The following is an 18,675-nucleotide window of genomic DNA, read 5'->3' as shown; positions in this document are numbered from 1 at the left end:
GAGGGTTTTAAAGAATGATTAAAAGAGCTTTAATAAGTGTATTTGATAAAGAAGGAATACTAGATTTTTCAAATTTCCTATCAGCAAAGGGAGTAGAAATAATCTCAACTGGAGGTACTTTTAAACATCTAAAGGAAAATGGAGTTAATGTTACAGAAGTAAATGAAGTAACAAATTTTCCAGAAATGTTAGATGGAAGAGTTAAGACCCTACATCCAATATTACATGCTGGAATACTAGCAATTAGAGATAATGAAGAACATATGAATACAATTAAAGAAAGAAATATAGAACCTATAGATATGGTTATAGTTAATCTTTATCCATTTTTTAAAAAGGTTAGAGAAGATTTATCCTTTGATGAAAAGATTGAGTTTATAGATATTGGTGGGCCTACAATGCTTAGAGCAGCTGCTAAGAATTTTAAAGATGTAGCAGTTATATCAGATAAAGAAGATTATAAGGTAGTAAGGGAAGAAATTGAAGCTTTAGGAGAAGTAAGTTTTAAATTAAGAAAGAAATTAGCTGGTAAGGTATTTAATTTAATGAGTGCTTATGATGCTGCAATTTCAAACTTTTTATTAGAAGATGAAGAATATCCAGAATATCTTTCAATTTCATATAAGAAGTTGCAAAGCTTAAGATATGGAGAAAATCCACATCAAAGTGCTGCATATTATGGAAGAACAGAAATTGATGGAGCTATGAATAGCTTTGAAGTTTTAAATGGCAAGGAGCTTTCTTATAACAATATAAAGGACTTAGATATAGCTTGGAAGGTAGTTTGTGAATTTGAAGAAATAGCTTGTTGTGGACTTAAACATAATACACCTTGTGGAGTAGCTATAGGTGAGACTCCATTTGAAGTTTACACTAAAGCTTACAATGCAGATCCTACATCAATATTTGGTGGAATAGTTGCTATAAATAGAAAGATAGATAAGGCTACAGCAGAAGAAATGGTGAAAATATTTTTAGAAGTAGTTGCCGCTCCAGATTTTGATGAAGATGCTTTAGAAGTGTTAAAGACTAAAAAGAATTTAAGAGTAATTAAATGTAATAATACTCCTCAGGATAAAAAGTTTATGGTAACAGTAGATGGTGGAATGTTAGTTCAAGAAGAGGATAAGAAATTAGTTGAAGAAATAAAAGTAGTAACAGAAAAAGTTCCAACGGAAGAAGAGATGAGAGATTTAGTCTTTGGTATGAAGGTAGTAAAATACGTAAAGTCTAATGCAATAGTTACAATAAAAGATGGAGTGGCAGTTGGAATAGGGGGAGGACAAGTTAATAGAATTTGGCCTACAGAAGATGCACTAAGAAGAGGAAAAGGAGCTACAGTTTTAGCTTCAGATGCATTCTTCCCATTTAGAGACGTAGTTGATACTTGTGCCAAACATGGAATAAAAGCAATAATTCAACCAGGTGGTTCAATGAGAGATGAAGAATCAATAGAGGCTTGTAATGAACATGGTATTGCAATGGTGTTTACAGGAATAAGACATTTTAAACACTAATTATGGCTAGAAAGTATTAAACTTTGGAGGTTTGTTATGAAATTATTATTAATAGGTTCTGGAGGAAGAGAACATGCTATTGCTTGGAAATTAGCTAAAAATGAAAAGGTTAGTAAAATATTTGTTTCTCCTGGTAATGGTGGAACTGCAATTTTAGATAAGTGTGAAAATATAGATATAACAGATATAGATGAATTGGTAGTTTTTGCCAAAGGAAATAATATAGATTTAACAGTTGTTGGCCCAGAGGAACCATTAACTAAAGGAATAGTTGACTTATTTAAAGAAGAAGGACTTAAGATTTTTGGCCCAGATAAAAGGGGAGCAGAGCTTGAAGGTAGTAAAAGTTATTCAAAGGATTTTATGAAGAAATATGGAGTCAAAACTGCTGAATATGAAGTTTTTTATAATTCAGATAAAGCTTTAAGTTACCTTGAAAATTGTGAATATCCAATAGTTATTAAAGCTGATGGATTAGCAGCTGGTAAGGGAGTTTCTATTTGTGAAACAAGAGAAGAGGCAAAAAGTACTATAAAATCATTTATGATAGATGATATATTTTCGGGAGCTGGTAATAAGGTTGTAATAGAGGAATTTCTTGAAGGGGTTGAGGCTTCAATATTATCAATAACAGATGGGAAAACAATAATACCATTTTTATCAGCAAAGGATCATAAGCAAATTTTCAATGAGGGAAAAGGGCCAAATACAGGTGGAATGGGAGTTTTAGCACCAAACCCATATGTTACAGATAAGGTTCAAAAGGATTTTGAAGAAAATATAATGAATAAAACCTTAGAAGGAATAAAAAAAGAAGGGTTCGATTTTAAAGGAATAATATTTTTTGGACTTATGATAACTAAAAAAGGAACCTATCTTTTAGAATACAACGTAAGAATGGGAGATCCAGAAACACAGTCTGTACTATATTTAATGGAAAGTGATTTGTTAGAATTAATAGAAGCGGCATTAGATGAAAAATTAGAAAATAAAGAAGTACTGTGGAATAATGGAACATGTATTAATGTAGTATTAGCATCAAAAGGATATCCAGGAGCTTTTAAAAAGGGATACGAAATAAATATAAAAGAAGAGATAAAAGATAAGGTTTTTCTTGCTGGGGCAAAGCTAGAAAATGGAGTACTTAAAACAAATGGAGGAAGAGTTCTTTCGGTAATTGGCACTGGAGAAACAATAGAAGAAGCAAGAAAAGAGGCATATAAAAACATAGAAAGTGTTAACTTTACTGACAAGTATTACAGAGATGATATTGGGATAATTTAATAAAATTTATTTGGATAGAAACTAGAGTATTAGTATTTAAGCTCTAGTTTTTATTAATATAAAGTTTAATATAGTAATAAATACAAGATGAGTTTAATAAAGAAAAATATTATATAATTTAAAAATCGGCATTATAAGGTATATAGAGCTTTAAATATAAATAAATTATTGACCAAATATAAAGAATGTGAAAAAAATGTAAATACCACAAAATTTTGTTGAAAAAGATTACATCATATGCTATATTGTTCCTATAATCATATAGAATTAATTTAGGCGTGTAATCAAGAAATTGAGCATAAGCTAAAGGGATAAATGTATATCCTTTTAGCTTTTTTTTATACCTAATTATTTCTATATTAAACAAGGAGGAAGAGAATTAATGTTAAAAAGAACTAAGCATCATATTGCAAGATTAGTAGCATTAACTGTTATAACAGGGCTAACTAGCTCTATACCTTTTGAGGTTAAAGCTATGGATAACCAAGGGAATTTAATAAACTCTAATGATATCACTATTACTGCAAAAAGTGAAAAGGGAAGCAATACAGTAGACAAGGCTATGGATGGAGATAAGGAAACCTACTGGGAATCTTCAAATCATTATAGATGGGTAGAAATAGATTTAGGTGGAACTTATACTTTATCTCAAATTAAATTATTTAATAAAGTAAATGGATACTATAATTATAATATTTATGCATCATCAGATGGGGAAAACTTTATAAAAGTAGCAGATAAAAGCGATAAGAATCTAGCTACATCAGATGGTGATATTCATAATTTAGATAACATAACAGCGTCGAAATTGAGAATTGATGTTACTTTTAGTTCGGAACAAAATGATTCCAATATTGCAGAAATAGAGCTTTATGGAGAAAAGATATCTAACGAAAAGCCAGTAGAAAAACCAATAGAAGTTAAAAATTTTAACGATACAAAGTGGTCTACAGAATATAGTAAATTTGAATCAGATAAAAATTATGCAAATGAAAAAACAATCGCAGAAATGATTAATATGGTCGGTAGAGTAATTGGAGAAGAATATAAAGATAAGTTTGAGTTTGAACTTAGAAAGTCAACTTTATCAGGACATGATGTGTTTGAAATTCAAGATGGAAAAGATGGAAAAATATTAATAAAAGGAAATGATGGTGTATCCTTAGCATCGGGATTTAATTATTATTTAAAGAATTATGCTAAGATTATGTATAATCCTATTATGGGATCAAATCTAAACATGCCAGAAACTTTACCTAAAGTAGGAAATAAAGTAGTTATAGATACTCCATATGAATATAGATATGAATTAAATTTCTGTACATATTCGTATACTATGTCATTTTGGGATTGGGATGAATATGAAGCATTTATAGATTGGTCAGCTATGAATGGTTTTAATGTAGTTTTAGATATAGTTGGGCAAGAGGAAGTTTTAAGAAGAACTTTAAATGAATTTGGTTATACTGATGAAGAGGTGAAGGAATTTATTTCCGGTCCTGCCTACTTTGCATGGTTTTATATGCAAAACATGACAAGCTTCGGTGGACCATTACCAAATAATTGGTTTGAAGAAAGAGCAGAGCTTGGAAGACAAATGCATGATAGAATGCAAACTTTAGGAATTAAACCTGTATTACAAGGATATTCTGGAATGGTGCCATTAGACTTTAAAAGCAAAAATCCAGATGCTGAAATTATTCCACAGGGAGATTGGTGTGGTTTTGATAGACCTAACATGCTTAAAACATATGTAAATGAAGGAGAGAGAGATTATTTCCAAGAAGTTGCAGATGTTTTCTATGAAAAGCAAAAAGAGGTATTTGGAGATGTTACTGATTTCTATGGTGTTGATCCATTCCATGAAGGTGGAAACACAGGAGGTCTTAATGATGGAAGAATATATGGAACTATCCAAGAAAAGATGTTAGAACATGATAAAGATGCTATTTGGGTAATTCAACATTGGCAAGGAAACCCATCAAATTCTAAGTTAAATGGATTAGTAAATAAAGAACAAGCTCTTATATTAGATTTAAATTCAGATCTTAGAGATAATGATTATAAGAGATTTGAAGGTGTAAATGTACCTTGGGTATGGAATATGCTTCATAATTTTGGAGGAAGAATGGGGCTAGATGGACAACCTGAGAGATTAGCAAATAATATTCCAGCAGCTTATGCAGATTCAAATTATATGAAGGGAATAGGTATTGCACCGGAAGCTATTAATAATAGTCCTATAGTTTATGAATTGTTAGGTGATATGATTTGGACTAGAGATAAGATAGATTTTAGACAATGGACTTATGATTACATTGAAAGAAGATATGGAAAAGTTAATGAAGACATTAAAGAAGCTTGGGATATATTATTAGAAACAGCTTATAAGAAGAGGGATGATTATTACCAAGGAGCTGCAGAGTCAGTTATTAACTCAAGACCTGGAATGAATATAAATAGTGCATCAACTTGGGGAAATAATAAGATTCCATATGATAAAAAAGAATTAGAAAAATCAGTAGAATTATTTATAAAATCTTATGAGGACCTAAAAGATAGCGATGCATTTATATATGATTTCTTAGATGTAACAAAACAATTACTAGCAAATTCATCTCAAGAATATCATAAAGAATTAGTAAACGCTTATAATTTAAGAGATTTAGAAAAGTTTAATAAGATATCAAATCATTTCTTAGATTTAATTAAATTACAAGAAAGAGTTTTAGCAACTAGTCCAGAGTTTTTAGTAGGAACTTGGATAGACCAATCAAGAACTATGCTTAAAGGAGCAGATGATTGGACTAAGGATTTATTCGAATTTAATGCAAGAGCTCTTATAACTACATGGGGAGATTACAAAAATGAAAGCTTAAAAGACTATTCTAATAGACAATGGGCTGGATTAACTGGAGATTTATATCTAAAGAGATGGGAAATGTGGATTGATGGACTTAGAAAGCAATTAGAAGGTGGTACAGCTCCAAATATAAATTGGCATAAAGTAGAATATGAATGGGCAGTACAAAAAACAACAGCAGAAAATGCTTATCCAACTAAAGGCTCTGAAGAAAATCTAAGTGAATTAGCTACTATAGCTATGGAAAAATTCTCAGTTACAAATATGAATAAGTTTTTAGATGGCTCATCAGGAGTAGTTGAAAAGGAAAATATATCTTTAGGAAAACCGGTAGAAAGTAGTGTAGAAACTAATCCAGAATATCCAACTAGTAATTTAACAGATGGTACTACAGGAACAGAGTGGAAAGCAAATGGAGTTACATGGCCAGTAGATTTAACATTAGATTTACAAGGAAATTATGATATTGAAAGAATTACATTCTCACCAAATCAAGCAGCAGGCGGATTTGCTATAAATTATATAGTTGAAGTTTTAAGTGATGGAAAATGGGTTGAAGTTGGAAGACAAGATGAAGGAACTATAACAGGAACAATTGAAATAGATTATAAAGGAAAAGCTGAAAAAGTAAGATTGAAATTAAGTAGTACTAATGATGAATTAGTGCCAGAAATGACTGAAATTGCAGTTTATGGAGAAGAAGCAAAGGAAGAAATGGTTAATGTAGCATTAAATAAACCAGTTACAGGACCAGATGCACAAAGTGGAAATCCACTGTCTAATATAACTGATGGAAATGAGGATTCATTATGGATAGCTAATAGTGGAAACTTACCAGCTGAAATAAATGTAGATTTAACTAAATCAGAATATATTGAAAAGCTAGAAATATTATTTGAAAAAGCAGGGTTACCATTTAAATTTAAAGTTTCAACAATAGACGAAAATGGAAATGTAGAAACTGTATTAGATAAAAGCAAAAATGAATCAGAATTAGATAAAAAATATTCAATATCAGTTGGTAAAGATATTAAGGGTATAAAGTTCGAGTTTACAGGAAAAGCAAATGTAGGTCAATGGCCAGGGGCATGGGCTGCATTAGCAGAAATAAAGGCTTTAACACCGGCAGATAAAGAAACTAAGTTTGTAAATGTTGCATCAAATAAACCAGTTATAGGTTCAGCATCAGAAAATGGAAAGCCACTTTCTAATATAACGGATGGAGATTTAAATTCATTATGGGTAAGTAACAATGGAGTTATTCCTGCTAATGCTACAATAGATTTAGAAAAAGAAGTAAATGTAGATCACATAAATTTACATTTAGAAAAAGCAGGCTTTAGATTTCAATTTAAGGTTGAAACAGAAAGTATAGATGGAGAAAGAACAGTTGTATTAGATAAAACATCAAATACTGAAGATAATGAAAAAACTTATAAAATACCTGTAAGAAAAAATATAAGCAAAATTCATGTAACAATAACAGGAAAAGCGGAAGGGGGACAATTCCCAGGGGCATGGGCTGCATTAGCAGAGGTAGAAGCTATGAGTAAGGAAAGACCAATGCAAGAAGTAGCATCTGTTGCAATACCTCAAAGCAAAATGTCAGCAACAGCAACATCGGAGCATCCTAATGTTGGGACAGAAGGATTAGCTAGTTTTGCTATTGATGGAAATGAAAATACTATTTGGCATACAAATTATGAAACTTCTAATCCATTACCACAAAGTATAACTTTAAATTTAGGTGGAGAGTATGAAGTGAATAAATTCACTTACTTACCAAGAAGGGGAAATAGTACAAATGGTAATATAACTAAATATAGATTAGAAGTAAGTACAGATGGTGAAAGTTTTGATAGTGTTGCAGAAGGAAATCTTGATAATAATTCAGATTTAAAAACAATTACATTTGATAAAAGAAATGCTACACATGTAAGACTTACTGCTTTAGAAGGCGTTGGAGGCTTTGCAACTGCATCAGAATTAAATGTTTTTGCAGTTCCAGAAAATTTTGCTACTTCAGAAAATGTAACAGTAACAGCTACATCAAATAATGAAACTATAGGAAACATTAAAGATGGAAACATGGAAACTTCATGGAAGCCAGCTGTTAATGAAGAAAAAGTAGTAACATTTGATTTAGGATCTAATAAGGATGTTAATGGTACAGAAATATTAAGCAAAGATAATGAGGCCCTTAAATATAGAATAGAATATTCAATAGATAATGATATTTGGAATACATTAGTAGATAATACTTCAAATAAAGAATCATATGGAAATTATGTAGATATAGCAGAATCACCAGTATTAGCAAGGTATATAAAGGTAACCTTTGAAAACGAAAATGTAGATATTAGCGAATTAAAAATTTATAAAGGTGATGTAAGTTATAAACTTACTAGTCATATAAATAAGGCAGAATCTATTTATAATAATGCTGTAACTGGGGAGTATGCAGGTGATTATACTGAAGAAGCTAAAGCTAAATTAGGAGAATCTATAGAAGCTGCAAAACTAGCTGTAAAAAATGGACTAAACTCACAAGAATTAGATGCTGAAATAAGCAAGTTAAAAGATGCTGTAAAAGAGTTTTATAAAGGTATTGTAACTATAGATAGAACTAAATTAGCATCAGTTCTAAGTGATGTTGAAGCAATTCTTAATTCAATAGATTCAGAAGTTATTAATACTTTAAATGCAGAAGAAAGAGCAGTACTTGAAACAGCATTAAATGCTTTAAAAGCTCAACATCAAAGTGCATCAGCAGTTTATGAAACTAAAAGAGTAACTCAAAGAGAATTAGATGAAGCTGAAATGGCATTAAAGGCTAAGTTAGATGAGTATATATCATCATTAAATAGTGAAACAGCGTATAAAACTGTACTAGCTTTAGCTAAGTCAAAGATAGAAAGTGCAGTAGTTGGTGAAGGAAATGGTCAATATTCTCAAGAAAGTGTAGATAAATTAAATGCAGTTATAACAAAAGCAGAAGGAGACTTTACAGAAGCTACAGAAATAGCAGTAATTGATGGAATAACTGAAAGTTTAAAGTTAGCAATTTCAGAATTTGAAAAATCAATAATTGTTGTAAATACAGAAGAATTACAAGGTCTTATAAACTCAGCAAAAGAATTAAATAAAGAAGATTATACAGAAACTTCTTGGAAGGTTCTTGAAAATGCACTTAAATCAGCAGAAGCTATTTTATTAAAAGAAGGAGTAACTCAAAACGAAGTAGATTCTTCAAAGGTAGCTTTAGATGAAGCTATAAACTCTTTACAAGATAAAGAAGAAAATAATATATTTAAAAGACATTTAGAAATTGCAGTAGAAGAAGCAGATAAGGTAACTGAAGATGAGCTGTCAAAAGTTGTTCCAGCAGTAGTTAATGAATTTAGATCAGCTTTATCTGAGGCAAAAGAACTTTTAGAAAATCCTAGCGCAACACAAAATCAAATAGATTCTTCATTTGATAGATTAAGTAAAGCTATGCATATGCTATCTTTTAATAAAGGTGATAAGACACATTTAGTAGCTTTAGTAACAAAAATTAGCGCATTAGATTCTAATGAGTATATTAAGGAAACTTGGGATAAGTTAATAGTTATTTTAGAAAAAGCTAATAAAGTTATAGCAGATGAAAATGCTTTAGAAGCAGAAGTTTCAACAACTTATGATGAATTATTAAAAGGATTTTTAGATTTAAGGTTAAAGCCAAGCAAAGAAAAGCTAGAATCTTTAATAAATAAAGTTGAAAAACTTGATTCAAGTAAATATACAAAAGAATCTTGGGCAGTATTACAAGAAACATTAAATAAAGCTAAAATTGTAATGGAAAATGAAGAGGCTAATAAAGAGGAAATAGAAAAAGCAACAAAAGAATTAACAGTTGCATTTAATTCATTAGTTAAGGCTGAAGTGCCTCCAACAAATGGTGAAAATAATAACGGAAATGATGGAAGTAGCGGAAATAGCGGAAACTCAGAAAACACTAATGGAAACAATGAAAACTCTTCTGGGAATGGAAGTAATACTTCAAATAGTAATGGTAAATTACCTACTACAGGAGGAGCATCTCCAGTATTATCACTTGTACTTGGAGCATCAATTGCAGCTGCAGGTGGATTAACTCTTAAAAAGAAGTGTAAAAAGAAATAATATTTAAATTTAATTACTGTATTGAAGCATATAGAGTTCAATATAATTATTTAAAAAAGTTATATGATGAATCTAAGGATAATAAATATAAGGATATGTTAGAAGAATTGAAAGAAGATTATGAGAAGAATTTGCAAATAGTAAATTCTAAAGCTAAATATATGAAAAATCAGTTAAAAGAAAATATAGATATTTTGTGAATTTAAATTTATTTTTTAGATTATAGTTAATATTGTTAGTCGTGTTAAATAGGTATATAACTTATTTAATACGACTATATTTTTCAAAGAAATATTAAAATTTGGTGGTATAAATTGTAAACAAGCAATTTATTTATATAAAAAAAGCAATTTACTTGTTATTGATAAAATTCTTATATGTTAAAATTAACATGCATTTACAATAAAGTAAAGAGGTGGTAATTATATGAATAAGAAAAAGATTATGTCAATATTAGTATCTGCTTTTTTAATAACTAACTTATCAAGTAATATAATTTTTGCTGACATTAAAGAGAATGTTTATATTAATCAATATTCAGAGGGGAATAGGTCACAACCAATTGCAGAAAAATTAGTTCCTAGATCAGAAATTCAAGCAAGTGCAACATCAGCTCAATCAGGAGAAGGACCTGAAAAAGCTATAGATGGTAATACGTCCACACTTTGGCATACTCCATGGGCTGGCGTAGATATTCAAAGTAATCCTCAAAGCTTAACATTAAAATTGGGGAAAACTAGAAATATTTCATCTATTTGCGTAACTCCAAGACAAGAGGGAACTAATGGAATGATAACGGATTATAAAATTTACTCAGGAGATGATGTAATTGCAGAAGGAAAATGGAAATCAGATTCATCAGATAAATATGTAGTTTTTGATAATCCTATATCAACAGACAATATAAGAATTGAGGCTATATCAACTGTTGGGGATGAGAATAATAAGCATGCTAGTATAGCAGAAGTGGAAGTTTATGAAGTTGCTGATACTCCGGTTAAATTAGCAGAAAGTAATAACAAAGTTATCAATAATGGAAATGGTGGAAATTATGAAGGTGATATATCAGAAATTTCATTATTAGAAGAGGGAACTGCAATAATTAGATTTACTAATAATGGTTCAGGAATACAAAGCTTATTTAGTATTAGTAATAATGAAAGAACAAATGAACATTTTCATGTATATATAAATGGAGGAGCTATTGGATATGAATTAAGAAAACAAAGTGGAAATTTAGCAACAGGTAGTGTAAATAAGGCATTAAATGCAGGAATAAATACAATTGCCTTTAAAGCAGAGAAAGGGAAAGGATATTCTATTTACTTAAATGGAGAAAAGATATTAACTAGTAGTAGTATAACGGCTAATTTTTTATCAACATTAGAAGGTTTAAATACTTTAAGTTTAGGAAAAACTGATAGACCGTCTGGATCTAATGAATATAATTTTACAGGAGAAATAGATTTTTTTGAGTTATATTCAAAACCATTAGCAGATAGGTATTTAAAAGAGAGAACTGGAGAAACTACATCAAAGGATTTACCATTTCCAGAAGGTGCAGTAAAAACAGAACCTGTTGATATATTTACTCCAGGAGAATTAGGAAGCAATAATTTTAGAATACCTGCTTTATATACAACTAAAGATGGTACAGTTTTAGCATCTATAGATGTTAGAAAAGGTGGAGGACATGATGCCCCTAATAATATTGATACAGGAATAAAAAGGAGTACAGATGGAGGTGTAACTTGGGATGAAGGAAAAATAATATTAGATTATCCTGGTGCATCTTCAGCTATAGATACATCATTACTCCAAGATGATGAAACAGGAAGAATATTTTTAATAGTAACTCATTTTGCAGAAGGATATGGATTTGGAAATTCTAAAACAGGAAGTGGATATGTAGAAATAGAAGGTAAACGTTATCTTAAATTATTAGGAGCTAATGATACTATTTATACAGTAAGAGAAGAAGGTGTTGTGTACGATAGTAATGGAGAGGCTACAAATTATACAGTAGATAACAACAATGAGCTTTATGAAAATGGTAATCGTATAGGTAATGTTTTATTAAGTAATTCACCGTTAAAAGTAATGGGAACATCATTTTTATCATTAATTTATAGTGATGATGATGGACAAACTTGGAGTGATCCAATAGATTTAAATAAAGAAGTAAAGACAGACTGGATGAGATTTCTAGGAACAGGTCCAGGAAAAGGACATCAAATAAAAACTGGTAGATACGCAGGAAGATTATTATTCCCTGTATATTTAACAAATGCATCTGGTTTCCAATCAAGTGCTGTTATATATAGTGATGATAATGGTGCAACTTGGAATATAGGAGAAACAGCTACTGATGGTAGATTAATGGATAATGGAGATAGAGCTAGTGCAGAAACAATAACAACAAATACAAGTGGTGGAGTAGGACAATTAACAGAATGTCAAGTTGTTGAAATGCCAAATGGACAGTTAAAAATGTTTATGAGAAATACTGGAGGAAATAGTGGACGTGTAAGAATAGCAACAAGCTTTGATGGAGGAGCAACTTGGGAAGATGATGTAGTAAGGGATGAAAATATAAAAGAACCTTATTGTCAACTAAGTGTTATTAATTACAGTCAAAAGATAGATGGTAAAGATGCTATAATTTTTGCAAATCCAGATGCTAATTATCCAAATAGAGTAAATGGAACTGTTAGAGTAGGTTTAATAACTGAAAATGGATCTTATGAAAATGGTGAACCACGTTATGATATTGAGTGGAGATATAATAAAGTAGTGGCACCGGGAACTTATGGATATTCCTGTTTATCAGAAATGCCAAATGGTGAAATTGGATTATTCTATGAAGGTACAGGAAGCAGACAAATGTCCTTTACTAGAATGAATATAGATTATTTAAAAGCAGATTTATTACAAGATGTACCAGCTGCCAATATAAAATCATATACAACGAATAGTGAAAATAATATTTATGATCCGGGAGATAAAATATCTTTAAATGTAACTTTTGATCAAACAGTATCACTTATAGGTGATAGAACTATAACAGCTGATATTGGAGGAAAAGAAGTTTTATTAACTTTAGCTAATAGTAAAGGTGGATCCGAATATACATTTGAAGGAACAGTACCAGCTGATATATCAAATGGTAATTATACTATAACTATAAAAGGAAAATCAGGTTTAAAGATAGTTAATGTAGTTAATAAGGTAACAGATATAACTGAAGATAGAAACACAGGCTTAAATGTACAAGTTGGAGAAGAAGTTCAATCAGTAGATAAAAGTTTATTGCAAGATTTGGTAGATAGTACATCTAATCTAATAAAGGAAGATTATACAGAAGAAAGCTGGATTTTATATGAAAAAGCTTTGGAAGTAGCAAATAAAGTTTTAGTAAATGAAAGTGCAGTGCAAGAAGAGGTTGATGCTGCAAAAGCTACATTAGAAAATGCTATAAATAATTTAACTAAAAAAGAAACAGATGAAGTTTTTAAAAGGCATTTAGAAATAGCAGTAGAAGAAGCAGAAAAAATAACTGATAAAGAATTAGAAAATGTTGTTCCTATAGTTGTAAAGGAGTTCAAAAATGCTATTAAAGAAGCAAAATATATATTATCAAATAAGGAGGCTACTAGAGAGGAAGTAGATAAATCTTTTGATAGATTAAGTTCAGTAATGCAAAAATTATCTTTTTATAAAGGAGATAAAACTGAACTAACAAAATTAGTTGAAAAAATTAATAATTTAGATGAAAGTGAATATATTAAATCTACTTGGGAGAATTTACAATCTGTTTTAGGAGAAGTAAATGTAGTTATTAATGATGTAAATGCTATGGAAAAAGAAGTATTGGAATCATATGATAAGTTAATGAAAGCATTTTTAGATTTAAGATTAAAGCCTAACAAGGATCAATTAGAAGAATTAATAAATAAAGCAGAAACAATTGATTCAAAGAAATATACTAAGGAAAGTATAAAAAATTTAAATAATGCTTTAGAGTTAGCTAAATCAATAATTAATAATGAAGATGCAACAGAAAAAGAAGTACGTAGTGCAGAAAATTCATTAGAAGATGCATTGAAAAATCTTGTAGCAGTTAATGATGGAAATTCAAATAATAATGGTAATAGTAATAATGGAAGCAACAATAATAGTGGAACTAATTCTAATAATAAACCAGGTAAAGGAAATAATAAGTTACCACAAACAGGAGGAGTACCTGCTACTGCAGTAGGATTATTAGGATCAATATTTGCTACAGCAGGGATTGTAATATTTAAAAAGAGAAAATAATTATAAGGAGATATTAAAGCATCTTACAATATTAATTTGTAAGATGCTTATTTTTTTATGATGTTTTATTAAAATTTATTTATTAAATCTTAATTTATATTATAAGAGTTAAATTAAAAGGTGCCGTTTTTTGAAATTATATAAAAATTTTAAATATATACAATAAAAAACAGGAATAATATCCAAAAATGTGTTATAATGAATCTTGTTTACAAAAAAAGATAAAAATATTTAATTATTTATTATATATTTAAATATTTTATTAAAATCAACATGATTGATTTAAAATTATTAGGGGGATGCATATGGATGCAAAATTACAAAGGATGAAAAAAGAAAAAATACTTAGAAAAGGAGGTGCAACATTAGCTTTAATGGCTTTTTTATCAGCTAATAGTTCTATTCCAGTATTGGCAGTTAGCAATGTTCCAAATGGAGCTTTAAGTCAACAGGATATACAAAATTATGAAATTAGTTATTTAAACACTCTTAGTTATGATAAGTTAGTTTCAGTAATTGAAAATTCAAATTTAGGAGACATAAGAGGACTATTTGACTTTAATAAAGATACTTATAAATTCTATAATGATAGAAATCGTATTGAAGCATTGATAAATGCGTTAGAGAAAAGTGGAAATGAGTTTACAAAAGAAGATGAAAAAGGTATAGCAGAGTTAAGTGAAGTTTTAAGAGCAGGTTTTTATTTAGGATTTTATAATAAAGAGCTATCTTATTTAAACGATTTAGATTATAAAAATAAATGTTTACCAGCATTAAAAGCTATAGAAAATAACGAGAATTTTGGAGTAGGAACAGTAGAACAAAATAAAGTAGTTAGAGCTTTAGGAACATTTATAGGAAATGCTTCAGCAGATAATGAAGTAATTAATAATACAGCTAAAGTATTAAGAGATGTTAGAGAAAATTTTGATACATATAAAGATGACTATTATAAATTAGCTTCAGCATATGAATTAGTTAAGGGAATAGAATATCATACAAGTACTATATTAGCAGCTACAGAAGGTAAAAAGGCAGAAAATACACAGTTTTATGGTAATATAGATTCCTTTATAGAAGAAGTAGAAAATTTATGTTTACTAGGCAATAATGTAGAGGAAAAAAATGAGTATATAATTAATAATGCTATATTTTTCACAGGAAAGCTTAGCAAATTTAGAGAAGATAAGAGATGTTCACAAAAAGCATTAACAGATGCAATGAAGTTATATCCATACTTCTCATATCAATATGTAGAAGCAGCAATAGCTTTAATTAATAATTTTAATGGTGAAGATTTTGATGGTAACATTTTAAAAATGGCTGATATAAAGGAAGAAGGAAAAAATAAGTATTTACCAAAGACTTATACTTTTGATGATGGTAAATTTATAGTTAAAGCAGGAGATAAGGTTTCAGAAGAAAAAATTCAAAGACTTTATTGGGCAGCTAAAGAAGTACAAGCTCAATATATGAGAATGGTTCAAAACGATAAGCCTTTAGACGAAGGACATCCAGATGATATTTTAAATGTTGTTATATACAATTCTCCAAAAGAATATAAACTAAATGAAAAATTTTATGGACTTAGTGTAGATAATGGCGGAATATATATGGAAGGTATGGGTACATTCTTTACTTATGAAAGAACAGAAGAGGAAAGCATATACACATTAGAGGAATTATTCCGTCATGAATTTACTCATTACTTACAAGGAAGATATGTAGTTCCTGGTGTATGGGGAAGAGGAGATTTCTATAAAGATAATTCATTAACTTGGTACGAAGAAGGAACAGCAGAATTCTTTGCAGGTTCAACTAGAACTGAAGGAATAAAGCCAAGAAAGTCTATTGTAAAAAATATAGCTTATGACGAAAATAATAGAATGGATTTAAATTCATTACTTCATGTAGGCTATGGAGATTGGAGCTTCTATTATTATGGATTTGCTTTTTCAAACTACATGTATAATCATAATATAGATATGTTTAAAAATATTACTAATAATATAAAAGCAAATAATGTACAAGGATATAAAGATTATATAGAATCACTTAGTAGTAATGCTGATTTAAATAGAGGTTATCAAAATAATATGAATAATCTATTAAATGATCTTGATAAACTTAATGTACCATTAGTATCAGATGATTATATAAAAGAACATTCTTATAAAGATTCAAAAGAAGTTTATGATGAAATAGAAAAAACTGCTAATTTAAAAGATATAAAAGTAAATGAAACATCATCACAATTCTTTAAAACATTCGATTTAAGAGGAAACTTTACTGGAAACAGAAGTAATGGAGAATCAAGTGATTGGAATGAAATGAATGAAAAGTTAAATGAAGTTTTAAAAGAACTTTCTAATAAAGAATGGGATGGATATAAGACATTTACAGCATATTTCACTAATTATAGAGTAAATGATGATGGAAATTATGAATATGATGTTGTAATACATGGTGTTTTAACTGATGAAATTAAAAACCATAATAATGAAGACAATGCTAATGATAGTGAAGATAAAGTAGTACAAGGGGATAAAAATATTAATGTAGATGAACCTATAACTACTAATGTATCTGGTAAAAATCATAGAGAAACTTTTAATTTCGATGTAAATAAAACTGGAGATGTTAATATAAGATTAGATAATCCAAATAAACTGGGATTAACTTGGATTTTATGTAAAGAAGGAACTCTAGATGCTATTGCTTATCCTAAGATAGATGAAACTACTTTAGAAGGTAAAGCACATTTAGAGCCAGGAAAATATTCTATAACAGTATATAAATATAATGGAGAAGATGAAAAAGGCGATTATACACTAACACTTACTGGAGATATAAATGATACCATAGTAAAAGAAACTGGAAATAATCATACTTATGAAACAGCAATGAATATGGATAATATAAATAAGGTAGTAGGATCATTTGACAAAGATAATAATACTAATATATATGAAATAAACTTAGATAAAGAAACAGAGTTAAATATAGTATTAGAAAACAACGAGAACCTAGAAATTAACTGGCTTCTTTATTCAGCTGACAATTTAGAAAGTTATATAGATTATGCAAAAAGAGAAAATGGAAATTTACAAAGTAATTATGTAGCAAAACCAGGAAAATATTATATATCTGTATATAATTATAATAATAATTCAAATGGAAGTTACAAGTTGAATATAAATAAGAATTAGTTTTTAAACCGTAAATAGGAGGATTTAAAAAGCCTATTTACGGTTTTTTACTTTTAAATAGGTATAATTATTTGAAAATTAATAGTATAAATCTAAATATATATAAATAAATTTAAGAAGAGCATTAATATAATATGGATTTATCGAAGGTTCTAATGATTGTAGTAGTTATTTTAAAAAATCTATTTGTGAAGTAAAGGATATGTTTAATAATAAGGTTAATTTAGGTGAAAGAAACGAAGAAATAATGAAAATGTTGGAAAATATAGGATTTAAAAAGGAATATTAAGCTTTAAATATGTTTTTAAAAGATAGGAATATAAAAGAAGAAATTTTAGATTTAGTTAAATTAACTAAAGAAAATAAAGAGAAGTATTTGAAGGTTTTTAATGATTCATTTAGTGATATGCCTCATGGAAGATTCTGTGATTTAAGTGATATAGAAGGATATATAAATAAATCAAATGATAAAAAATATTTTTTTATGGTTGCAGAATATACTGATATTATAGGATTTATGAATTGTGAAATAAAAAAAGAAAGAGGCATATTTGATATTGGATTATGCAAAAAGTATAGAGGAAAAGGTTATGGTAAAAAATTACTAGAAACTGCAATAGAATTTTTAAATAAATTAGTAACCTCTATATTCTTTATTTATAAAGGATATAGAGGCATTTATTATAAATTATTTAGAGTTTACATATAATCATAAAAATTCTAAGCTAGTTGTAAGAAAATAAGATGAGAAGGCTCATCCTTAACATTTAAGTTAGAATTATTATTATTTATAACTGATAAGGTATAATTAGTTGCAGTAGTTTCTATAATAGAAAATCCAATTGTATCAGTATTACCTGTATCAGTAACAACTGAAGAAGGAATTAAGGTGCCATTTAAAGCTAAACCTATACTAGTATTACCATTTGCACTTATTTGAAATAGAACTAAATATTTAGCGTTTTTTTGTAGGGTAAATATAGTATAAGCAGCATTTGGTACAATAGGTTTTCCTCCAGAAATACCTTTATTAGCAAAGGCAATAGGCTTATTATGATCTAGTTTTTGTTCAGTTGTATTATAGAAATCTGCAAAGCCTAATAGACCACCAGGAATTCCAGGGATTCCTGGATCACCTTTATCTCCTTTAGGACCTTTAGGTCCCATAGGACCTGATTGTCTAGGAATTTGTATTTTAGGTGGAATAAAACATTTATTTGGTTTATGATCATGGTGGTGATGACAATAATTATCAAAACTCATAAAAATAACCTCCTTAGGTTTATCATTAGATTATATTCTTACATAGCAATTAATATTT

The 18,675-nt window shown here is 28.8% G+C and carries 7 protein-coding genes and 2 pseudogenes; 8 read left to right on the top strand and 1 reads right to left on the bottom strand.

The features are described from left to right. Window positions 1-14 precede the first annotated feature (14 nt). From purH to CP523_RS01745, 8 genes and pseudogenes are all read left to right on the top strand, one after another. Window positions 15-1,517 carry a bifunctional phosphoribosylaminoimidazolecarboxamide formyltransferase/IMP cyclohydrolase gene (gene purH, locus CP523_RS01770; RefSeq protein ID WP_066677325.1) on the top strand — a complete coding sequence of 501 codons (1,503 nt, stop codon included), beginning with the start codon at window positions 15-17 and terminating at the stop codon, window positions 1,515-1,517. Between the two features lie 36 nt (window positions 1,518-1,553). Continuing rightward, window positions 1,554-2,801 (top strand): phosphoribosylamine--glycine ligase, encoded by a 1,248-nt coding sequence (gene purD, locus CP523_RS01765; protein ID WP_066677330.1) that lies wholly within the window; start codon window positions 1,554-1,556, stop codon window positions 2,799-2,801. 382 nt (window positions 2,802-3,183) lie between these two features. Next, a complete protein-coding gene (locus CP523_RS01760) occupies window positions 3,184-9,828 on the top strand; it encodes an alpha-N-acetylglucosaminidase TIM-barrel domain-containing protein (protein ID WP_120140442.1) in 6,645 nt (2,214 codons plus the stop codon). A gap of 426 nt (window positions 9,829-10,254) precedes the next feature. Continuing rightward, window positions 10,255-11,346: pseudogene (locus tag CP523_RS16610) on the top strand (sialidase domain-containing protein); the annotation flags it as partial. A gap of 66 nt (window positions 11,347-11,412) precedes the next feature. Further along, window positions 11,413-12,513: pseudogene (locus tag CP523_RS16605) on the top strand (sialidase family protein); the annotation flags it as partial. Between the two features lie 147 nt (window positions 12,514-12,660). Further along, on the top strand, window positions 12,661-14,145 hold the full coding sequence (locus CP523_RS16600) for an LPXTG cell wall anchor domain-containing protein (RefSeq protein ID WP_423243254.1): 1,485 nt from the start codon (window positions 12,661-12,663) through the stop codon (window positions 14,143-14,145). Between the two features lie 305 nt (window positions 14,146-14,450). Beyond that, the gene (locus CP523_RS01750; protein ID WP_162925929.1) at window positions 14,451-17,354 is read left to right on the top strand and encodes a collagenase; all 2,904 of its coding nucleotides are present in this window, start codon (window positions 14,451-14,453) and stop codon (window positions 17,352-17,354) included. Window positions 17,355-17,652: 298 nt separating this feature from the next. Continuing rightward, window positions 17,653-18,063 (top strand): GNAT family N-acetyltransferase, encoded by a 411-nt coding sequence (locus tag CP523_RS01745; RefSeq protein ID WP_066677339.1) that lies wholly within the window; start codon window positions 17,653-17,655, stop codon window positions 18,061-18,063. An 11-nt stretch (window positions 18,064-18,074) separates the two neighbouring features. Here CP523_RS01745 and CP523_RS01740 read toward each other — a convergent pair whose 3' ends face one another. After that, complete coding sequence (locus CP523_RS01740; protein ID WP_066677341.1) at window positions 18,075-18,617, bottom strand: collagen-like protein; 543 nt, start codon at window positions 18,615-18,617, stop codon at window positions 18,075-18,077. Window positions 18,618-18,675: the final 58 nt, after the last annotated feature.

It is taken from the genome of Clostridium septicum (assembly GCF_003606265.1).
GTDB lineage: Bacteria > Bacillota > Clostridia > Clostridiales > Clostridiaceae > Clostridium > Clostridium septicum.
This window is presented reverse-complemented; position numbering and strand designations above follow the sequence as displayed.

Bases quoted from the DNA above. Each gene is read 5' to 3' on its own strand.
- purH (WP_066677325.1), top strand. From the start codon at position 15: ATGATTAAAAGAGCTTTAATAAGTGTATTTGATAAAGAAGGAATACTA.
- purD (WP_066677330.1), top strand. From the start codon at position 1,554: ATGAAATTATTATTAATAGGTTCTGGAGGAAGAGAACATGCTATTGCT.
- CP523_RS01740 (WP_066677341.1), bottom strand. From the start codon at position 18,617: ATGAGTTTTGATAATTATTGTCATCACCACCATGATCATAAACCAAAT.
- CP523_RS01760 (WP_120140442.1), top strand. From the start codon at position 3,184: ATGTTAAAAAGAACTAAGCATCATATTGCAAGATTAGTAGCATTAACT.
- CP523_RS01745 (WP_066677339.1), top strand. From the start codon at position 17,653: ATGTTTTTAAAAGATAGGAATATAAAAGAAGAAATTTTAGATTTAGTT.
- CP523_RS01750 (WP_162925929.1), top strand. From the start codon at position 14,451: ATGGATGCAAAATTACAAAGGATGAAAAAAGAAAAAATACTTAGAAAA.
- CP523_RS16600 (WP_423243254.1), top strand. From the start codon at position 12,661: ATGCCAAATGGTGAAATTGGATTATTCTATGAAGGTACAGGAAGCAGA.